Source organism: Pseudomonas sp. 1121_17 (genome assembly GCF_052850745.1).
Map to the genome: position 1 here is coordinate 1 of NZ_VXCX01000005.1, position 20350 is coordinate 20350.

At 62.6% G+C, this 20350-nt stretch carries 15 protein-coding genes and 1 pseudogene; 8 read left to right on the forward strand and 8 right to left on the reverse strand.

Annotation, left to right across the window (positions count from 1 at the left end; translation table 11 throughout):
- Window positions 1-83: 83 nt before the first annotated feature.
- Window positions 84-1508, reverse strand: a complete 1425-nt coding sequence (locus FW789_RS11895; RefSeq protein WP_446431489.1) for a mechanosensitive ion channel domain-containing protein — start codon at window positions 1506-1508, stop codon at window positions 84-86.
- 228 nt (window positions 1509-1736) lie between these two features.
- Here FW789_RS11895 and ycaC point away from each other — a divergent pair, with 228 nt between their 5' ends.
- The 4 genes from ycaC (at window position 1737) to FW789_RS11915 (ending at window position 5789) form a co-directional block, all read left to right on the forward strand.
- Window positions 1737-2369, forward strand: coding sequence for an isochorismate family cysteine hydrolase YcaC (gene ycaC, locus FW789_RS11900; RefSeq protein ID WP_101322920.1), 633 nt, complete (start codon window positions 1737-1739; stop codon window positions 2367-2369).
- Window positions 2370-2445: 76 nt separating this feature from the next.
- Window positions 2446-3012, forward strand: a complete 567-nt coding sequence (locus tag FW789_RS11905) for an antibiotic biosynthesis monooxygenase (RefSeq protein WP_446431490.1) — start codon at window positions 2446-2448, stop codon at window positions 3010-3012.
- A 56-nt stretch (window positions 3013-3068) separates the two neighbouring features.
- On the forward strand, window positions 3069-3887 hold the full coding sequence (locus FW789_RS11910; RefSeq protein ID WP_207072866.1) for an alpha/beta fold hydrolase: 819 nt from the start codon (window positions 3069-3071) through the stop codon (window positions 3885-3887).
- Window positions 3888-3947: 60 nt separating this feature from the next.
- The gene (locus FW789_RS11915) at window positions 3948-5789 is read left to right on the forward strand and encodes an amidohydrolase (protein WP_340612478.1); all 1842 of its coding nucleotides are present in this window, start codon (window positions 3948-3950) and stop codon (window positions 5787-5789) included.
- Window positions 5790-5831: 42 nt separating this feature from the next.
- On the opposite strand, the gene FW789_RS11920 is transcribed toward FW789_RS11915, so the two are convergent.
- The 4 genes and pseudogenes from FW789_RS11920 to FW789_RS11935 all read right to left on the reverse strand — a co-directional run.
- On the reverse strand, window positions 5832-6743 hold the full coding sequence (locus FW789_RS11920; protein WP_103435587.1) for a LysR substrate-binding domain-containing protein: 912 nt from the start codon (window positions 6741-6743) through the stop codon (window positions 5832-5834).
- Window positions 6744-6982: 239 nt separating this feature from the next.
- Window positions 6983-8767, reverse strand: coding sequence for a monovalent cation:proton antiporter-2 (CPA2) family protein (locus tag FW789_RS11925; RefSeq protein ID WP_446431491.1), 1785 nt, complete (start codon window positions 8765-8767; stop codon window positions 6983-6985).
- 209 nt (window positions 8768-8976) lie between these two features.
- The gene (locus tag FW789_RS11930) at window positions 8977-10278 is read right to left on the reverse strand and encodes an Nramp family divalent metal transporter (protein WP_103435591.1); all 1302 of its coding nucleotides are present in this window, start codon (window positions 10276-10278) and stop codon (window positions 8977-8979) included.
- Between the two features lie 659 nt (window positions 10279-10937).
- Window positions 10938-11309, reverse strand: a pseudogene (locus tag FW789_RS11935) (REP-associated tyrosine transposase); the annotation flags it as partial.
- Between the two features lie 156 nt (window positions 11310-11465).
- Between FW789_RS11935 and FW789_RS11940 the strand changes: the two are divergent.
- Both FW789_RS11940 and FW789_RS11945 read left to right on the forward strand, forming a co-directional pair.
- Window positions 11466-13397, forward strand: a complete 1932-nt coding sequence (locus FW789_RS11940) for an FTR1 family protein (protein ID WP_207072868.1) — start codon at window positions 11466-11468, stop codon at window positions 13395-13397.
- 50 nt (window positions 13398-13447) lie between these two features.
- Complete coding sequence (locus FW789_RS11945; protein WP_103435595.1) at window positions 13448-13900, forward strand: YaiI/YqxD family protein; 453 nt, start codon at window positions 13448-13450, stop codon at window positions 13898-13900.
- A gap of 58 nt (window positions 13901-13958) precedes the next feature.
- Here FW789_RS11945 and elbB read toward each other — a convergent pair whose 3' ends face one another.
- Window positions 13959-14627 carry an isoprenoid biosynthesis glyoxalase ElbB gene (elbB, locus tag FW789_RS11950; protein WP_207072869.1) on the reverse strand — a complete coding sequence of 223 codons (669 nt, stop codon included), beginning with the start codon at window positions 14625-14627 and terminating at the stop codon, window positions 13959-13961.
- 72 nt (window positions 14628-14699) lie between these two features.
- Window positions 14700-15323 carry a VTT domain-containing protein gene (locus FW789_RS11955; protein WP_186701645.1) on the reverse strand — a complete coding sequence of 208 codons (624 nt, stop codon included), beginning with the start codon at window positions 15321-15323 and terminating at the stop codon, window positions 14700-14702.
- 207 nt (window positions 15324-15530) lie between these two features.
- Between FW789_RS11955 and hemB the strand changes: the two genes are divergently transcribed.
- Entirely contained in the window at window positions 15531-16541 is a 1011-nt protein-coding gene (gene hemB, locus FW789_RS11960) for a porphobilinogen synthase (RefSeq protein WP_103435597.1), read from the forward strand.
- Between the two features lie 19 nt (window positions 16542-16560).
- Window positions 16561-18816 (forward strand): polyphosphate kinase 1, encoded by a 2256-nt coding sequence (ppk1, locus tag FW789_RS11965; RefSeq protein WP_101315249.1) that lies wholly within the window; start codon window positions 16561-16563, stop codon window positions 18814-18816.
- Here ppk1 and ppx read toward each other — a convergent pair.
- Complete coding sequence (ppx, locus tag FW789_RS11970) at window positions 18803-20305, reverse strand: exopolyphosphatase (RefSeq protein WP_103435598.1); 1503 nt, start codon at window positions 20303-20305, stop codon at window positions 18803-18805. The genes ppk1 and ppx overlap by 14 nt on opposite strands.
- Between the last annotated feature and the right edge of the window lie 45 nt (window positions 20306-20350).

A 20350-nucleotide genomic window follows, 5' to 3' on the forward strand; every position in this document is an offset into this window, starting at 1 on the left:
CCAGCGTAGCTGGCCCGGCGATACCCGCGGCGAAGCTGAAATCTGGGGCCGCTACGCGGCCCTTTCGCGACACAAGGCCGCTCCTACAGCAGCCAGCTGAGAAAGCCGCCTTTCTTGACCAGCACCGGTTTCTGCATCAACAGTGAATCGCGGCTCTGCCGGCGGAACCGCTGCAGCTTGGTCAAGGCCATCTGTACGTCGCTGCGCTGGTCGAGGCAACTGCGCAGCTGTTCCTTGTCGATCCGGTACAGCACGCAGCCGCTCAGGGTGCGGAACTCCGCCGCCGACTCTTCTTCATCGACCAAACCTTCAATGGCCAGCAGCTCGCCCGGCCCCATGCGCCCGGCCTCGACCAGCCGCTCGCCATCGCGCACCGACGCCGAGACCACGCCGCTGGCGATCACCAACACATGCTGCGATCGCTCGCCGATGCCAAGGATCACCTGATCGACCAGGTACTCCACCGCCGTCATGTGCTGGCTCAGCTCATCGCGCTCGTCGCCGCTCAGCGAGCGGAACAGGCGCACCTCATCCAGCAGCTCGCGCTGGCGGCTGCGTGGCGCTGAGGCCAGGTCGGCATTCCAGATCACCCCGCTGGCTTCCAGGTGCCGATGGGCGAGGTCGAACAGCTGATTGCGCACCTCGCCCTTGCGTGCCATGTCGGCGATGAAACCACTGGCTTCATACTCCACCGACTCCAGGCTCGAGGCTTTCACCGAGACCTTGGGCGCAGGCGTGGCGAGTAACGCCGAGGTGCCCTGCAGGGCTTTTTCCAATGCGTCGAACACCCGCTTCGGGCGCACTTTGGCCGGCACTACCACGGTGATGCTCAGCCCATGCCGATCCACCGGGCGGCTGTGATTAAGCAGCTTGGCCTTGGCCGCCACCGAGTTGGGCACCACCGCCAGGCTGCCGCTGGCAGTGATCATCCGCGTTGCCCGCCAGTCGATATCGACCACCTTGCCCTCGGTGCCATCGATCGAAATCGAATCGCCGATCTGATACGGCCGCGTGGTATTCAGAACGATCCCCGAGAACACATCGCTCAAGGTGCTCTGCAATGCCAGGCCGATCACGATCGCCATTACCCCTGACGTCGCCAGCAGCCCTTTGACCGGCAACTGCAGCACATAGGCTGCCGCAGCCACCACTGCCACCAGAAAGATCAGCGCCCCGAGCACGTCCTGCAACAAGCGCCCGCCATGGCTGCCGCGCGCCACCAGCAGCACGCCGAACACCACCGTTACCGTCCGCGCCGCAAACAGCCACCAGCCAATCGCCAGCACCGTCGCCAACAGATTCCGCGCTACATCATCCACCCACGGTGGCGGCTGCAATGGGCTCATCCCCGCGGCCACCAACACCGCGCTGAAAGACAGGAAGATCGCCAGACGCGCAGCAATGCGCCAAGGCTGGCGCTGCAGCGGGATCAATTGCCAGAGCAGCACATCGAGCAGGATCAAACAGGTGCCGAGCAACAGCGGGTAGGACTGGATGAACGCCAGCATGACGGTCTCGGTGCGGGGGAGGGCTGAGGGGTAGTAAAGAGCAGGTGAGGGGGACAAGCAACTGGGCCGTAGTCGCAACAATAGGCCGCAATCACCATCGTTCATAAAATAGAACGCTAAAGACAAATTTAACTATCTAGTCGCACAAAGGGCTTGGTTTTAATCTTTACTCATCAACGCGAAACACCCAACTCACTCGAAACCAAGACCCTTGCGGAGCACCAAACCATGAACAACTTCAAATACAACCGCCTGAACAAAGACGACGCCGTAGTCCTGCTGGTCGACCATCAAGCTGGCCTGCTGTCGCTGGTACGTGACATCGAGCCGGACAAGTTCAAGAACAACGTGCTGGCCCTGGCTGACCTGGCCAAGTTCTTCAACCTGCCAACCATCCTCACCACCAGCTTCGAGCAAGGCCCCAACGGCCCGCTGATCCCCGAGCTGAAAGCGCTGTTCCCGGATGCGCCGTACATCGCTCGCCCTGGCCAGATCAACGCCTGGGACAACGAAGACTTCGTCAAGGCGGTCAAGGCGACTGGCAAGAAGCAGCTGATCATCGCTGGTGTGGTAACCGAGGTTTGTGTGGCGTTCCCGGCGCTGTCGGCGCTCGAAGAAGAGTTCGATGTGTTCGTGGTTACCGATGCGTCCGGCACCTTCAACGAGATCACTCGTGACGCCGCCTGGAACCGCATGAGCAGCGCTGGTGCACAACTGATGAACTGGTTCGGCGTGGCCTGTGAACTGCACCGCGACTGGAGGAACGACATCGAAGGCCTCGGCGCGCTGTGCTCCAACCACATCCCGGACTACCGCAACCTGATGACCACCTACAGCGCCCTGACCGCCGCCGGCAAATAAGCCGCGTCCCCAACCCAGCGCCGGCCCACAGCAACAGCGTGGGCCATGGCCAGCCGCCTTTGCCCAGGGAACACCCATGAACAGTGCAACCGTCGATAACCGCAACGTGGTGACCCTGGTCATCCAGCACAAGGCGCGGGCCGCCGCGCTGGCGCAGTACGAGACATGGCTCAAGCGCGCGGTAACCACCGCCCGCCAGCAGCCGGGCCACCTCGACGTCAACGTGATCCGCCCCGATGGCGGTGGTTGCCACTTCACCACCGTGGTGCGTTTTGCCGATGCTGAACTGCTGCAGGCATGGGTCAATTCGGCTGAACGCCAGGCACTGGTCAGCGAGGTTCTGCCGCTGCTTGAAGACGGCGACCACACCCATGTGCATGACGACCCGGAGTTCTGGTTCACCCCGGCCAGCAGCAGCACCCCAGCGCCGCCGCGCTGGAAGCAGGCCGTGCTGACCTACCTGGTGATCTGCCCGTTGACCATGTTGGTACCGATCGTGCTGGCACCGCTGTTCACTCGCGTGCCGCAACTGGCCGGACCGGTCATTGGCAACCTGATCGGCAACCTGCTGGTGATCCTGCCGGTGGTGTTTTTCATCATGCCGTGGGTAACCCGCCGCTGCGCCAACTGGCTACGTGGTTGAAACATTTCTGACGCTACGCTGTGCAAGCCCCTACCTAATTTTCTGGAGATACCGATATGAGCACGTTCGTAACCCGCGATGGCACTTCGATCTATTTCAAGGACTGGGGCAGCGGCAAGCCCGTGCTGTTCAGCCATGGCTGGCCGCTGGATGCGGACATGTGGGACACCCAGATGGAGTTTCTCGCCAGCCGCGGTTACCGCGCCATCGCCTTTGACCGGCGTGGCTTCGGTCGCTCCGACCAACCGTGGACCGGCTATGACTACGACACCTTCGCCGACGACATCGCCCAGCTGATCGAGCACCTCGACCTGCGCGACGTGACCTTGGTCGGCTTCTCCATGGGTGGCGGTGACGTTAGCCGCTACATCGGTCGGCATGGCAGCGAGCGGGTGGCCAAGCTGGTGTTGCTCGGCGCAGTAACACCGGTGTTCGGCAAGTCCGAGAGCAACCCGGATGGCGTCGATGCTTCGGTGTTCGAAGGCATTCAGGCGGGCCTCAGAGCCGACCGTGCACAGTTCCTGGCCGACTTCGCCACCCCGTTCTACGGCATCAACAAAGGCCAGGCGGTCTCCGCCGGAGTGCAGGCGCAGACCCTCAATATCGCCCTGCTGGCGTCATTGAAAGCGACTCTGGATTGCGTCAGCGCGTTCTCTGGTACCGACTTCCGGCCAGACATGGCCAAAGTCGATGTGCCGACCCTGGTCATCCACGGCGACGCCGACCAGATCGTACCGATGGAAACCACCGGCAAGCGCGCAGCAGAAATGATCAAGGGCGCGGAGTTCAAGGTATACAGCGGCGCGCCGCACGGCTTTGCGGTCACCCATGCGCAGCAGTTGAACGAAGACCTGCTGGCGTTCCTGGCCAAGTAAGCCACCGAGGCGGCGCGGTTCACTCCGCGCCGCTCCCGCCCCCTATCCGAGGATTTGCCCATGACCGCCGACCTGATCCTGTTCAACGGCAAGCTGCACACCGTCGACCGTGAAAACCCAACCGCCACCGCCGTGGCCATCAAGGACGGGCGTTTTCTCGCCGTGGGCAGCGACGCCGAGGCCATGGCCTTGCGCGGCGACAGCACGCAGATCATCGACCTCAAGCAGCGCACGGTGATCCCCGGTCTCAACGACTCGCACCTACACCTGATCCGCGGCGGTCTCAATTACAACCTGGAACTGCGCTGGGAAGGCGTGCCTTCGGTAGCCGATGCCCTGCGCATGCTCAAGGACCAGGCGGCGCGCACGCCAACTCCGCAGTGGGTGCGGGTAGTCGGTGGCTGGAACGAGTTCCAGTTCGCCGAAAAACGCATGCCAACCCTTGAAGAGATCAACCAGGCAGCCCCCGATACCCCGGTATTCCTGCTGCACCTGTACGACCGCGCGCTGCTCAACCGCGCCGCGCTCAAAGCCGTCGGCTACGACAAGGACACCCCCAACCCAGCCGGTGGCGAGATCCAGCGCGACAAGTTCGGCAACCCGACCGGTATGCTCATCGCCCGCCCCAACGCGATGATCCTCTACGCCACTCTGGCCAAAGGGCCGAAGCTGCCCTTGGAGTATCAGGTCAACTCGACCCGCCAGTTCATGCGTGAACTCAACCGCCTCGGCCTGACCAGCGCGATCGATGCCGGCGGTGGCTACCAGAACTTCCCCGACGATTACTCGGTGATCCAGGAGCTGGCCGACAACAACCAGCTGACCGTGCGCATCGCCTACAACCTGTTCACGCAAAAACCCAAGGAAGAGCTCGACGACTTCCGCAAGTGGACCTCCAGCGTCAAGCTGCACAGCGGCACCGACTTCCTCCGGCACAACGGCGCCGGCGAGATGCTGGTGTTCTCCGCCGCCGACTTCGAGGACTTCCTCGAGCCGCGCCCTGACTTGCCGCAGACCATGGAAGAAGAGCTGGAGCCGGTGGTCCGCCATCTGGTCGAGCAGCGCTGGCCGTTCCGATTGCACGCGACCTACAACGAGTCGATCACGCGCATGCTCGACGTGTTCGAGAAGGTCAACCGCGACATCCCGTTCAACGGCCTGCCGTGGTTCTTCGACCACGCCGAAACCATCACCCCGCAGAACATCGAGCGCGTGCGTGCCCTGGGCGGCGGTATCGCCATTCAGGACCGCATGGCCTTCCAGGGTGAGTACTTCGTCGACCGTTACGGCGCCAAGGCCGCCGAACAGACCCCGCCGATCAAGCGCATGCTGGAAATGGGCGTGCCGGTCGGTGCCGGTACCGACGCCACTCGGGTTTCCAGCTACAACCCGTGGACCTCGCTGTACTGGATGGTCAGCGGCAAGACCGTCGGCGGCATGGAGCTGTACCCCGAAGGCCTGAGCCGCGACACCGCGCTGCAGTTGTTCACCCAGGGCAGCGCCTGGTTCTCCAGCGAGCAGGGCAAGAAGGGCCAGCTCAAGGTCGGCCAGCTGGCTGACCTGGCAGCGCTGTCGCTGGACTTCTTCAGCGTCAGTGAAGAGGCGATCAAGAGCATCGAGTCGGTGCTGACCATTGTCGATGGCAAGGTCGTGTACGGCGCGGCCGAGTTCGACAAGTTGAGCCCGGCGCAGGTGCCGGTGTTGCCTGAGTGGTCGCCGGTGGCTAAGGTGCCGGGGCACTGGCGGGCGGGCACACCGTCGCTGGCAGCGATGCCGCATCAGTGTTCCGGGCCGTGTGGGGTGCATGCTCACAGCCATGACAAGGCGCGCAAATCGAGTGTGCCGGTGAGTGACTTCCAGGGCTTCTGGGGCTCGCTGGGCTGTTCGTGTTTCGCGTTCTGATTTGATCCGGGGGCCCCGCAAGGGCCCCTTTTTTATGCCTGCTCAAGCCATGTCGCAGGACACGAACTCTTCCGCCAGGTGATCGATCAGCGAGCGTACCGACGGCAGCAAGCCACGCCGCGACGGGAAGATCGCATGGACGATACCGCAGCGCGGATTCCAGCCCGGCAGCACTTCCACCAGATGCCCGCTGGCCAGATCCTCACGCACGGCCACCTTTGGCAAGTGCGCTATACCGATCCCCGCCACCACAAAATGGCGCAGCGCAAACAGGTCATCGGTGACCATTCGCGGCGTATGCGGGATGACGATGCTGCGGCTCATGTCCTCGCCCTGAAACAGCTCCCACTGATACTCCCGCTGCGCGCCGCCCCAGTGCAGGCTCGGCAGCTGGCTGAGCTGCTGTGGATCGAAGCCTGCCGGCAGTTGCTCAAGAAACGCCGGCCGACCGACCAGACATTGGGTGCTGTTGCTCAGCACCTTCATCACCATGTCGGTGTTTTCCAGCGGCGGAAAGCGCACCCGCAGCGCCACATCGAAGCCCTCGTGCAGCAAATCGACGCGGCGGTTGGTGCTTTCGATGAACAGCTCGACCCGCGGATACTTGAGCATATAGCGAGTCAGCATCGGCCCGACCCAGGAGTTGAGCAGGGTGGTCGGGCAGCTCATGCGTACCAGCCCGCGCGGCTCGCTGCGGTTACGCTCGATCACCTCGGCGGCGCTCTCGGCCTCGACCCGCATGGCCAGGCAACGGCGGTAGTACTCCTGGCCGATTTCGGTCAGCGAGCAATGCCGGCTGGTGCGATGCAGCAGGCGCACGCCCAGGCGTTCTTCGAGGTCGGCGATACGCCGGCTGAGCTTCGACTTGGGCATGTCCAGTGCCCGCCCGGCAGGCGCAAAGCCACCGTGCTCGACTACCTGAGTGAAGAAGTACAGCGAGTTGAGGTCTTCCAAGCGGGTCTCCTGGTCAGTCGCTTGCTGCTGCGCCGGAGTGTTTGCGACTCGAGCGAGACGGAGCGTAACAGGCCAGGGGTGGAGGGGGCGGGGGATTTTTTGTGGTCACGCAGTGGCTGTGACCGAGGGAGTGAGCCGCACTGGCTTGAGATTTGTTACGAGCGCGGCCTACGATCTATGGCAGGCCGCGCAGCGGGAGCATCCGCCCATCTGTCGATTGGTGTTGGCCTGAGTCGGCCTCAGTCTGCGTCTGACTCAAATAACCGGGCCAGCTCGACCCGTGCTTCCTTGGCGTTCTGCATGACCTTGGCGCGGTCGTCGCGGATGCGGCCCTGGGCTTCGAGTACCTGCTCGTCGTGTTCGGCGAAGCGCTGGATTCGATCTGCGGCCTGATCGTCCGACAGGCCAAGCCCGACCAGTGCACGGCGGCTCATCTCGAGGCTGGAGTGAAAGGTCTCGCGGATCGGTTCGGCGCCGACGTCCATCAGCTTGTGCACATGCTGGCGGTTGCGCGCGCGGGCGAGCACTTTCAGATGTGGATAGAGACGTTTGACCCGCTCTGCCGTGCGTGTGGTGATCTCGGGGTCGTCGGTGGTCACGATCAGGTATTCGGCCTCGCCGACTTTGGCGGCGTGCAGCACTTCGGCGCGCATCGGGTCGCCGTAGAACACCGGCGCCTGCTCGAAGGTGCGGGTCATCTCAATGGCGTCGACCGAGGTGTCGAGGGCAATGAACGGGATCTTCTGCGCACGCAGGATGCGCGAGACGATCTGGCCCATGCGGCCCATGCCGACGATCACCACCCGCGGCGCATCGGTCTGGATGTCCTTGTACTGTTCCGGCACTTCACGCGTGGCAGGCGGGCGCTTGAGCAGGCGTGCGCAGGCCATCAGCAACAGCGGCGTGGCGGCCATCGACAGGGTGATGGTCATCAACAGCAGGTCGTAGGTGTAGCTGTCGAGCAGGCCTTGGTCCTTGCCCAGCTTGAACACCACGAAAGCGAACTCACCGCCGGCCGCCAACACTACGCCCAGGCGCAGGGCATTTGACGTGTTGAGGCCACCCAGGCGCCCGACCAGCATCAGCATTGGCAGCTTTACTGCAATCAGCAGCGCGGTCAGGCCGAGCAGCAGCCACGGCGTGTCGAACAGCAGGCTGAGGTTGGCGCCCATGCCGACACTGATGAAAAACAGGCCCAGCAACAGCCCTTTGAACGGCTCGATCTGCGACTCCAGCTCGTGCCGGTATTCCGAGTCGGCCAGCAGCAGGCCAGCGAGAAATGCGTCCAAGGCCATGGAAATTCCGGCCAGCTCCATCAGCCAGGCAGTGCCGATCACCACCAGCAGTGCGGTGGCTGTGGACACTTCCGGCAAGCCGGTGCGGGCGACGATGCGGAACACCGGGCGCAGCAGATAACGGCCGCCGACGATGACCACGGCGATGCTGGCAAAGATGGTCAGGCCGTGTTGCAGGCTGTCGCCATGGCTGGCGTCCGGGCCGCTGGCGGCGAGCAACGGCACCAGTGCGATCAGCGGGATGGCGGCGATGTCCTGGAATAGCAGAATGGCAAACGCCAGACGCCCGTGCGGGGCATTCAATTGCTTGGTTTCGGCCAGCGTCTGCAAGCCAAAGGCTGTCGACGACAAGGCCAGGCCCAGACCCAGCACCAGCGCTGCGGGCAGTGATTGGGCGAAACCGAACAGAGCAATGGCGCCGAGTATCGCGCCGGTCAGCAGCACCTGTGCCAGACCCACGCCGAACACCGCTTTACGCATCAGCCACAACCGCCGCGGTGACAGCTCCAGGCCGATGATGAACAGCAGCAACACCACGCCCAGCTCGGAAATGTGCGCGACGCTTTCGGTGTCGCGAATCAAGCCCAGCACCTGCGGGCCGATGGCCACGCCGGCGAGCAGGTATCCGATGACGGCGCCCAGTTGCAGGCGCTTGGCCAGCGGCACGGCAATCACTGCGGCGAGAAGGAAGATGACGGCGGTTTGTAGCAGGCTGCCTTCGTGTGGCATTGCTCGAACTCCATGAGCTGCGAAGAAGGCAGCGGGATCAGGTTGGTCGCGCATTGTGAAGGGCAGGGTGAGTGCAGACAATCCGCCTGTGCAGAGACACATTGTCATTTCAATGGCGACAATCAACCCCCACTGGCCGCAAACAAACGCGGGGCAAGCCCTTTCAGGACCTGCCCCGCAGAGTGTTTACAGCAGTGTTGTACGATGACTTAGCTGAACAGCTCCACACCCAGCTGGAACGCTACCCACAGCGCCAGGCCGGTGGCGAATGCCAGGGCGATGTTCTCGAACAGGTTGTTGCGGTATTCCTTGCTCAGCAGCGATTTCTGGTTGGACATGATCAACAGGCCCAGCGAGATCACCGGCAGACCAATGATATTCAGCGCGCTGACGCCGATGGTCAGAGTGACGAAGTCAGGCATGCCCGGAATCGACCAGATCAGTGGCGTAACCAGGATGAACAGCATGAACCAACGGTGCGCCGGGTCCTTGTGGAACTCCTTGCCATAACGCTCGCGACGCTTGGGCTGCACGTGCTGCAGGGCGTCGGTGATCAGCATCGGGAAGGCTGTGGTCTTGCCGGAAATGCTGGCGAACAGGGTGGCGAACACACCGATGAAGAACACATACCAACCGATCGGGCCGAAGAAGATTTCCAGCGCCTTGCCCAGATCGCCGAGGGTTTTCACTTCGATGCCGTTGGGCCGCAGGATTTCTGCGCCGACGATCCAGATCGCCAGGTTGATGACGATACCGACGAATACTGCAAACAGCAGGTCGTTGCGTTGCACGCGCTTGTGCTGCGGGCCAATCCAGCCCTTCTGGCGCATCACGTAGGGGTGGACGAAGTTGGCCACCGAACCGGCCACTGCGCCAATCACCGACACCGCTACCAGCATGGCACCATGCACGCCCTCGTCAGGCGGGATGCTGAAGCCGATGGTGCCTTTGACGATGCCTGCCACATCCGGCCCGGACATCACCGCCAGCGCCAGAAACGCCAGGGTCATGATCGCCAGCAATGCCTTCATCACGCCTTCGATAAGCGAATAGATATTGCGCCCGACCAGCATCCACACTGCCAGCACCACCGCCATCGAGCAAAGCAGCGGGTAGTCGACGCGCAGCAGCATGGCCAGTGATTCGCCGGCGCCCTTGATCATGTATGCGTTCATCAGGTGGCCCATGATCAGCGCGTAGCCGAGCATGAACCAGGCGAACACCGGATGCAGTTGCGCGTAGCCCTGGAGAATGGTCATGCCCTGGTTATTGCACAGCTGGAAGCGGGCGATGATGTTGACGATCAGGTAACGCAGCAGCAGCGAAACTGCCAGCACCCACATCATTGCGTAACCGTAGTTGGCGCCGGCCACGGAAGAGGTGATCAGATCACCTGCGCCCAGCCAAGACAACACGGCGATGATGCCTGGGCCGAGTAGCTTGGCGATGCGCCCGAGGCGGCTTTGCGAGGGCACGGCAGTTTTGCCCTCAACGGAAGGTAGGGTGGTCATTGGATGTCTCCGTTATTTTTGTAGTGAGAGCCGGCGCAGTCGAACATGCTGATAGGACGTCGTACAACTAAAATCGCAGAGCAAACATTACAAAGTATTACGGCAAATCCAGGCTGTTTTGTGCAGCCCTTGCGGGGCTTGAGCTGCCGTGGAATATGGCCTGCTGACATCACGGGGCCCTTGTAAGACCATTCCCAACTTCACGCTGAGCGCTTCAGGCTTGATGGCCTTCGGAAGTATCCTACGTTCTCTGCGGAAGCTGCCGTATTGTCGGGGAAATGCCTCAGGGCTAACGTCGTCGGGTCGCCTGAATAGGGCGAACGGGCGTGAGACACCCGGCAACAGGCAAGCAACCGTTTTATGGCGGTCGTATATGGACAGGCGTATGCCTGGCCGGGTTTGCCTGTGCCCCGTGTCTCACACCATGTACGACTGCCACCCAATTCTGTGAGACGAGGAGGACGGCAGTTCCTATCCGAGCACAGGAGTTTCGCCATGAAAAAGATCGTCCCCGATCCACCCCGTTTAAAGCTGATCATCTCGCCGCATTTTTCTGTCCACAGCGACATGCTCCCTACACGGACCGCGTACAAGCGCCATGCGCGGACACCGTAGCGGCCTTGTGTCGCGAAGTGAGGGCGAAGCCCTCACCGAGGCCGCTACAGCCAAACACAATCCCAATGCGAATACTCGCCAGCTCTGCGCACCAGTCCCGCGCGTATTGGGTTGCGAATGATGTACAGCGCGACAGCCTTAACATCCTCATCCCGGCGCAGGGCCCGGTCATGAAAACCTTGCTGCCAGATATGCTGTCGAGCGGCCCCAGCACGGTACAAACCTACGCTGCAGCGTGATTTAAAGGTACACATCAGACTGGCGAGGGATCCCGTTCCAAGCTCTACCAGCCAGTGAAGGTGGTCGGGCATGAGTACCCAGGCTAAAGAGTGGCATCCACCCTCATCCTGGATGGTGCGTAGTTGATGAATGGCCGTTCTGGCGTAGGTCAGATCAGTGAAAACAGGCCGACGATCTCCACTTCGGTGAGGGCTACGTCCTCATTTCGCGACACGAGGCCGCTCCTGCAGAACTGCGTCGCACTTGACACGGCGCGAGCTCAGCTAACTTGTTACAAGATTTTTCGTGAAATCCGCCAGCCGCCCTTGAGCAGAAGCGAGTGGAAGTGAACAATGTTCTCTTTCGTATTCCCCTCGAGACCGGCCATGAATCCCCGTCCCCGTTTACTCGCCTGGCTGTTGTGGCCAGTGCTGGCGCTGTGCAGCACGCTGGCCATGGCCGAAGCCCCTGCAGAGGCGACCAAGGCCTTGCACCTGCTCGATTACATCGGCGCGGATTACCCGCCGACGGTGCGCGAGGGCAGGGTGGTCGATGACGGTGAGTACCGCGAGCAACAGGAATTCAGCAGTGTGCTCGCCGAACTGGTGAAAAACCTGCCGGCGCACGCCGAACGCGATGCCCTCGAACAGGGCGTACAGGATTTGCGCACCGCCATCGACCAGCGCCAGGACGGCCCTACCGTTGCTCGCGAGGCGCGCCAGCTCGGTGCCCGTCTGGCGGTTGCCTATGAGGTCAGCCAGGCCCCGATAATCACCCCTGATCCCGCCCGCGGCGCCGCGCTGTACGCGCAAAACTGCTCGATCTGCCACGGTGACAGTGGTGCCGGCGATGGCCCGGCCGGGCTCGGTCTGGAGCCAGCGCCGGCCAACCTGCGCGACGTCGCCCGGCTCGATCAGCTCAGCCTGTTCGACCTCTACAACACCCTTGGCCTGGGCATCGAAGGCACCGAAATGCCCTCGTTTGCCGACCAGCTCGACGAGCGTCAGCGCTGGGACGTAGCGGCCTATGTCGCCAGCTTCAGCGCCGCGCCACAGGCCGCTGCTGGTGCGACGACGTGGAACCTGGCTGATCTGGCCCGGCAAACCCCCGCAGAAGTCGCCGCCAGCCACAGCGCAGAGGCCGTCGCTGCGTTTCGCGCGCAGCGCGCACAGCCGCCGCAGGTCAAGCGCGGCCCCGCGCAATTGCTTGAGTACACCGCCAGCACCCTCGACAAGAGCCTGGCGGCCTATCGCGACGGCGATCATGACCAGGCCTACGACCTGTCGGTTGCGGCGTATCTGGAAGGTTTCGAGCTGGTCGAAAGCTCCCTCGACAACATCGATGCCCAAGTACGCAAAAACACCGAGAAGGCCCTGATGGCCTATCGGCAGTCGTTGCAGGACGGCCTGCCCGTCGCCCAGGCCGAACAGCGCCTGAGCCAGGCCAAGGTCAAGCTCGACGCCGCCGCCAAGCTGCTTGGCAGCGATGGCCTGAGCTGGTCGCTGAGCTACATCTCCGGGCTGTTGATTCTGCTGCGCGAAGGCCTGGAGGCGATTCTGGTGCTGGCCGCGATCCTGGCTTTCCTGCGCAATACCGGGCAGCAATCTGCGGTGCGCAGCGTCAACGTTGGCTGGGCGCTGGCACTGGTCGCAGGCTTCGCCACCTGGGCGGTAGCGGCGTATCTGATCGATGTTGGTGGTGCTCAGCGCGAATTGCTCGAAGGTTGCACCGCGCTGTTTGCCAGCGTGATGGTGCTGTGGCTCGGCGTGTGGATGCACGACCGGCGCCACGCTGCCGCCTGGCAGGACTACATCAAGAGCAGCCTGGTCGGCGGCGGCGGGCGCTTTGGGTTTGCCTTGCTGGCGTTCTTCTCGGTGTACCGCGAGCTGTTCGAGGTGATCCTGTTCTACGAAACCCTGTGGCTGCAATCAGGGCCTGCCGGGCACAACGCTGTGCTGGCCGGTGGCGCCACCGCGCTGGTGCTGTTGGTGGGCCTGGCCTGGGTGATCCTGCGCGGTTCGGCCAAGCTGCCGCTGGCGCTGTTCTTCAGCATCAACGCCGCGCTGCTGTGCGCACTGTCGGTGGTGTTCGCCGGGCATGGCATCAAGGCCTTGCAAGAGGCAGGCATTCTCGGCACGCGGCCGGTGGCGTTCTTTGAATTCGACTGGCTGGGCATTCATGCCGATGCCTACTCACTGGCGGCACAAGCCTTGGCACTGAGCGCGATCGCGCTGCTGTATGGCCGCTCGTGGCTGGTCGAGCGGCGCCGCGCTGCGGCCAGTTGAGCTGCGATCTGGCACACTGGGCGCAGTGATTAACAGCCGATGAGAATGCAATGCGTATATGGATCGATGCCGACGCCTGCCCCAAGGCAGCCAAGGACCTGATCGTAAAGTTTGCCCTCAAGCGCAAACTTGAGGTGGTGATGGTCGCCGGCCAAGCACAGGTCAAGCCGGCGTTTGCCTGCGTAAAGCTGATCGTGGTGCCGAGCGGGCCGGATGCCGCCGATGATTATCTGGTCGAGAATGCCGTACCGGGCGAGTTGGTAATCTGCAGCGATATCCCCTTGGCCGACCGCCTGGTGAAAAACGGCGTGGCGGCGCTCGACCCACGTGGCCGCGAGTTCGATGAGCGCAATATGGCCGACCGGTTGGCGACGCGTAACCTGTTCACCGAGCTGCGTGAACAGGGTCAAGCCAGTGGTGGCCAGGGGCCTTACGGCGAGAAAGAGAAGCAGGAGTTCGCCAACTCCCTCGATCGCATCCTGACCCGCCTCGCGAGGGGCTGATTACGACGTTGATCACAGCACCACGCAGCGCCGGCCTGGGCCAGCGCTGCAGGGCGGCTCAGTGGTCGTTGGCGTGGGTCAATTCCAGCACCCGGTCCACCAGTTTGTTGATGCCGCTGGCCGCATCGCTGATCGAGGTAGCGAGCATGTACGCCGGGGTGGTCACCAGTTTGCGCTGGGTGTCTTCGACGATGTCATGTACATCGCACTCTTCGTGGGTGCCGCCCATCTTCACCACCGCCGCACTGGTGCCGGCATCGTTACCGATGGTGCAGACCACGCCCGGGCCGTAGATCTTCGCTGCCAGAGCTGGCGAAATGCACATCAGGCCGACCGGTTTGCCGGCTTCGGCGAAGGCCTCGGCCAGCGCCAGTACCTCTGGTTGAACCGTGCACTTGTCACCTTCAACGGCAAAGTTGGAGAGGTTTTTTGCAGCGCCAAAGCCGCCGGGCACGATCAGCGCATCAAACTCGCTGACGTCTGCTTCGCGAATGTCCTTGACCTGGCCGCGGGCAATCCGCGCCGACTCGACCAGCACATTGCGGGTCTCGCTGGTTTGCTCACCGGTCAGATGATCGATTACATGCAGTTGGGGGATGTTTGGTGCAAAGCACTGCACCTGCGCGCCGCGCTGGTCCAGGCGCAGCAGCGTGATCACGCTTTCGTGGATTTCAGCGCCATCGTAGACACCACAGCCGGAAAGAATCACCGCCACTTTTTTTGTCATGCTTGTTTCTCCAGAGTCCAGGCGCCAATTGTTGCTTGGCACTTTACTAGGATCACGGCAACAGCGGCATGTTCATTCTTGCGGTGGGCTTGGCTTGTCTGTCAGCTGCGCGGTCGCAGCCGCGTCGGCGGCCGCCTTGCGCTCGGCGCGCTGGGTGCGAAAACGACGGCGCAGCCATAACAGCAGGCCCAGCACCAGCAGGCCACCGAGTACCCACAGCTCGTACTTCTTGACGTTGCCAAGCAGGCCTTCGAGGATCGCCCCGAAGTGATAGGCCGCAGCGCCCAAGGCCACTGCCCACACCGCAGCACCAATGCCGTTGAGCAGCAGGTAGCGGCGCGGCGGATAGCCCGACAGGCCAATCGCCACCGGCATCACCGTGCGCAGGCCATAGACGAAGCGGAAGCTCAGTACCCAGATGTCCGGGTGGCGGCGGATATGGTCCAGGGCACGGTCGCCCATGGCCTGCCAGCGCGGCCTGCGCGCCAGGATTGCGCGGCCATGGCGGCGGCCCATGAAGTACCACAGCTGGTCGCCGGCATAGCTGCCGAAGAAGGCCACCACGCACACCATGTTGATGTCCATGTAACCGCGGAACGCAAGAAATCCCGCAAGCACCAGGATGGTCTCACCTTCAAAAAATGTGCCGAGAAAAAGGGCAAAGTAGCCGAAATCCTGCAGGAATTGTTGAAGCATCTTCTGGGGTGCTGGCGAAATGAACGCGCAGCCTACCCCTTCGCGGGCCGTGGGGAAAGTGTCCAAATGTGTCTCGACGTGAACAATTCCTACATGGTGATTGCCTGTGGCGACACGTCGCAGGGTTGCCCAAGGGTGTAACACAGGCGTCATAATGGCCGCTTATAACTGTCGCGCTGCCCGCCTGCGCGGGCTCAGGAGTCTGCCGTGAGCTTTACCCCCGCCAACCGTATGTTTCCTGCCACACGTCTGCGTCGCAATCGCCGCGACGAGTTTTCCCGTCGCCTGGTGCGTGAAAACACGCTGACGGTCGATGACCTGATCTTGCCGGTATTCGTTCTGGATGGTGAAAACCGCCGGGAAGAAGTGCCGTCCATGCCAGGTGTCGAGCGCTTGTCGATCGACTTGCTGCTGGAAGCTGCGCAGTCCTGGGTGGAACTGGGGATTCCGGCCTTGGCACTGTTCCCGGTAACCCCGGTCGAGAAAAAGACCCTGGATGGCGCCGAAGCGTGGAACCCGGATGGCATTGCCCAGCGCGCTACCCGCGCCCTGCGTGAACGCTTCCCGGAGCTTGGGGTGATCACCGATGTTGCCCTCGACCCGTTCACCACCCACGGCCAGGACGGCATCCTCGACGAAGACGGCTACGTGCAAAACGACATCACCGTCGATGCGCTGGTGCGCCAGGCGCTGTCCCACGCCGAGGCTGGCGCGCAAGTGGTGGCACCTTCTGACATGATGGACGGCCGCCTCGGCGCGATCCGCGAGGCGCTGGAAGTCGCCGGTCACGTCAACGTGCGCATCATGGCCTACTCGGCCAAGTACGCCAGTGCCTACTATGGGCCGTTCCGCGATGCGGTAGGCTCGGCTTTGAACCTGGGCAAGGCCAACAAGGCGTCGTACCAGATGGACCCGGCCAACAGCGACGAGGCCCTGCACGAAGTGGCCACTGACCTGGCCGAAGGTGCCGATATGGTCATGGTCAAGCCAGGCATGCCGTACCTGGATATCGTTTACCGGGTCAAAACCGAGTTCAAGGTGCCGACCTTTGTCTATCAGGTCAGCGGCGAGTACGCCATGCACATGGCGGCAATTCAGAATGGCTGGCTGAGCGAGGCCGTGATCCTCGAATCGCTAACCGCTTTCAAACGTGCAGGCGCCGATGGCATTCTCACTTATTTCGCCGTTCGCGCCGCCCAATTGTTGAGAGGGCAGTAACGCCCTTCAGGAACGTCAGATGAATAACGAAGTGCTATCCCCGGTCGACATCAAGGATGCTCAAGCGCTACCGCAAGAGCTGACGCAAACGCCGCCAGACCTTGAGCCGGTGGCCGAGCCTGTGGTCGAAGCGGTTGCCGACGCTGCGCTCGAAACCGCCGCGCCGACCCCTGCGCCGGCGCCGGCGATTCCGGTGCCTGGGCTGGACGACAGCAGCCTGTACATTCATCGCGAGCTCTCGCAGCTGCAGTTCAACTTCCGCGTGCTGGAACAGGCGCTGGACGAGTCGTATCCGCTGCTCGAGCGCTTGAAGTTCCTGCTGATCTTCTCCAGCAACCTCGACGAGTTCTTCGAGATCCGCGTCGCTGGCCTGAAGAAGCAGATCAATTTTGCCCGTGAGCTGGCCGGCGCCGACGGCCTGCAGCCGCATCAGGCCCTGAGCCGGATCAGCGAGCTGGTGCACCACGAAGTGGATCGCCAGTACGCGATCCTCAACGACGTGCTGCTGCCAGAGATGGAAAAGCACAACATTCGCTTCATTCGTCGTCGTAACTGGACGCCGAAGATCAAGACCTGGGTGCGGCGTTTCTTCCGCGACGAGATCGCGCCGATCATCACCCCGATCGGCCTCGATCCGACCCACCCGTTCCCGTTGCTGGTGAACAAGAGCCTGAACTTCATCGTCGAGCTCGAAGGGGTCGATGCATTCGGCCGCGATTCGGGCCTGGCGATCATCCCCGCGCCGCGTTTGCTGCCTCGGGTGATTCGCGTACCGGAGGAGGTGGGCGGCACCGGTGCCAACTACGTATTCCTCTCGTCGATGATTCACGCCCACGCCGATGATTTGTTCCAGGGCATGAAGGTCAAGGGTTGCTATCAGTTCCGCCTGACCCGTAACGCCGACCTGGCGCTGGACTCGGAAGAGGTCGACGACCTTGCCCGCGCCCTGCGTGGTGAGCTGTTCTCGCGTCGCTACGGCGATGCGGTGCGCCTGGAAGTCGCCGACACCTGCCCCAAGCATCTGTCCGATTACCTGCTCAAGCAGTTCAGTTTGAGCGAGAACGAGCTGTATCAGGTCAATGGTCCGGTCAACCTGACCCGGCTGTTCAGCATCACCGGCCTGGAAAGCCACCCGGAGCTGCAGTACCTGCCGTTCACCCCGGCGATCCCCAAGCTGCTGCAGAACGCCGAAAACATCTTCAGCGTGGTCAGCAAGCAGGACATCCTGCTGATGCACCCCTTCGAGTCGTTCACCCCGGTGGTCGACCTGCTGCGCCAGGCAGCCAAAGACCCGCACGTGCTCGCCGTGCGCCAGACCCTGTACCGCAGCGGCGCCAACTCGGAGATCGTCGACGCACTGGTCGACGCAGCGCGTAACGGCAAGGAAGTCACTGCGGTGATCGAGCTGCGTGCGCGCTTCGACGAAGAGTCCAACCTGCAGATGGCCAGCCGCCTGCAGGCGGCCGGCGCGGTGGTGATCTATGGCGTAGTCGGCTTCAAGACCCACGCCAAGATGATGCTCATCCTGCGTCGCGAGCAGGGCGAAATCGTCCGCTACGCGCACCTGGGCACCGGCAACTACCACGCCGCCAACGCCCGTCTGTATACCGACTACAGCCTGCTGACTTCGGATGACGCGCTGTGCGAAGACGTTGGCAAGCTGTTCAGTCAACTGATCGGCATGGGCAAGACCCTGCGCATGAAGAAGCTCCTGCATGCGCCGTTCACGCTGAAGAAGGGCATGCTCGACATGATTGCCCGCGAGACCCAGTGCGCGCTCGACGGCAAGCCGGCGCACATCATCGCCAAGTTCAACTCGTTGACCGACGCGAAGATCATCCGCGCGCTGTACAAGGCCAGCCAGTCAGGTGTACGTATCGATCTGGTGGTACGTGGCATGTGCTGCCTGCGCCCGGGCATCGCTGGGGTTTCGCATAATATTCACGTACGCTCGATCATCGGCCGCTTCCTTGAGCACACGCGGGTGTTTTACTTCCTCAATGGCGGCGAAGAGCAGATCTTCCTGTCGAGTGCCGACTGGATGGAGCGCAACCTCGATAAACGCGTCGAGACCTGCTTCCCCGTCGAGGGCAAGAAGCACCTGCTGCGGGTCAAGAAGGAGCTGGAAAGCTACCTGACCGACAACACTCAGGCGTGGATCCTGCAGTCCGACGGCCGCTACGTGCGCAGCACGCCAACCGGCAACCAGAACCCGCGCAGTGCCCAGGCGACCCTGCTGGAGCGCCTGAGCAACCCGGTCCTCAACGTACGCTGAGGACGAAGCCGACCCGGGCCAGCCACTCCGCCTCGTTGGCGAAGTCGGCCTGGGTCAGCGGGTGCTGTTCCAGCCAACCGTCCGGGAATACTACTTCCAGGCTATTGTCGTGGGCTTGCAGCACCACTTTGGGCATCTCTTGGGTACCACGGATGTGGTGGAAGAGGATGGCAAAGCGCAGCAGGACGCACAGGCGAATCAGCTGGCTGCCTTCATCACCGAACTCGGCGAATTTATCCTTGGGAATGTTCCGCCGATGGCCGCGCACCAGCAGCGCGAGCATCTGCTGGTCTTCACGCGAGAAGCCGGCCAGGTCGGAGTGCTCGATAAGGTAGGCGCCGTGCTTGTGGTAGTGATAGTGGGCGATGTCCAGGCCCACCTCATGGACCTTGGCCGACCAGCTCAGCAGGTCGCGCCAGTTGCCGTCTTCCAGATTCCAGTCTTTGGCCACTTGATCAAATGCGTGTAGCGCCTTGCGTTCGACCCGCGCGGCCTGGCCGTGGTCGACGTGGTAGCGCTCCATCAACGAATTGAGGGTGCGCTCGCGCACGTCTTCGTGGTGATGGCGGCCAAGCAGGTCGAACAGCACACCTTCACGCAGGGCGCCGTCGCAGTGGTCCATGCGTTGCAGTTCGAGTGCATCGAAAATGGCTTCGAGAATCGCCAGGCCGGCCGGGAAGATCGTGCGGCGGTCAGGTTTGACGCCTTCGAAGTCGATCTTGTCGGTGTCGCCGAGCTTGAACAGCTTGCGTTTGACCCAGGCCAGGCCTTCGGCATTGACCTCACCGTTGCCCAGGCCGCCAGCCTTGATCGCCGCGCCGATGGCGCGAATGGTCCCGGACGAGCCGATCGCTTCGTCCCAGGTCAGCCGGTGCAGGGCGGTTTCGATGCTCATCAACTCCAGGCGTGCGGCGGTGTAGGCCTGGGCGTAGCGCGCCGGGGTGATCTTGCCGTCGCGGAAGTAGCGCTGGGTATAGCTGACGCAGCCCATTTGCAGGCTCTCGCGCAGCAACGGCTCGAAGCGCTGGCCAATGATGAACTCGGTGCTGCCACCACCAATGTCGGCGACCAGGCGCTTGCCTGGATTGTCGGCCAGGGTGTGTGACACGCCGAGGTAGATCAGGCGCGCTTCTTCACGGCCGGAGATGACCTCGACCGGGTGGCCGAGGATAGCTTCGGCACGCTGGATGAATTCGTTGCGGTTGCGCGCTTCGCGCAGCGCGTTGGTGCCGACGATGCGCACGGCGCCATCGGGCATGCCGTTGATCAGCTGGGCGAAGCGCTTGAGGCACTCCAGGCCGCGCTGCATGGCTTCTTCGCTGAGGCGGCGCTCTTCGTCGATACCGGCGGCCAGCTGAACCTTCTCGCCCTGCCGCTCAAGAATGCGGATTTCCGTGTGGTGGGCCTTGGCCACGACCATGTGGAAACTGTTGGAGCCCAGGTCGATGGCGGCGATCAGGGATAGGTTCTTCGCGGAGTTCTGCGGCATGATTTTCGAGATTCTCGGTCGGTTACCTGGCAATCCTGCCACGAA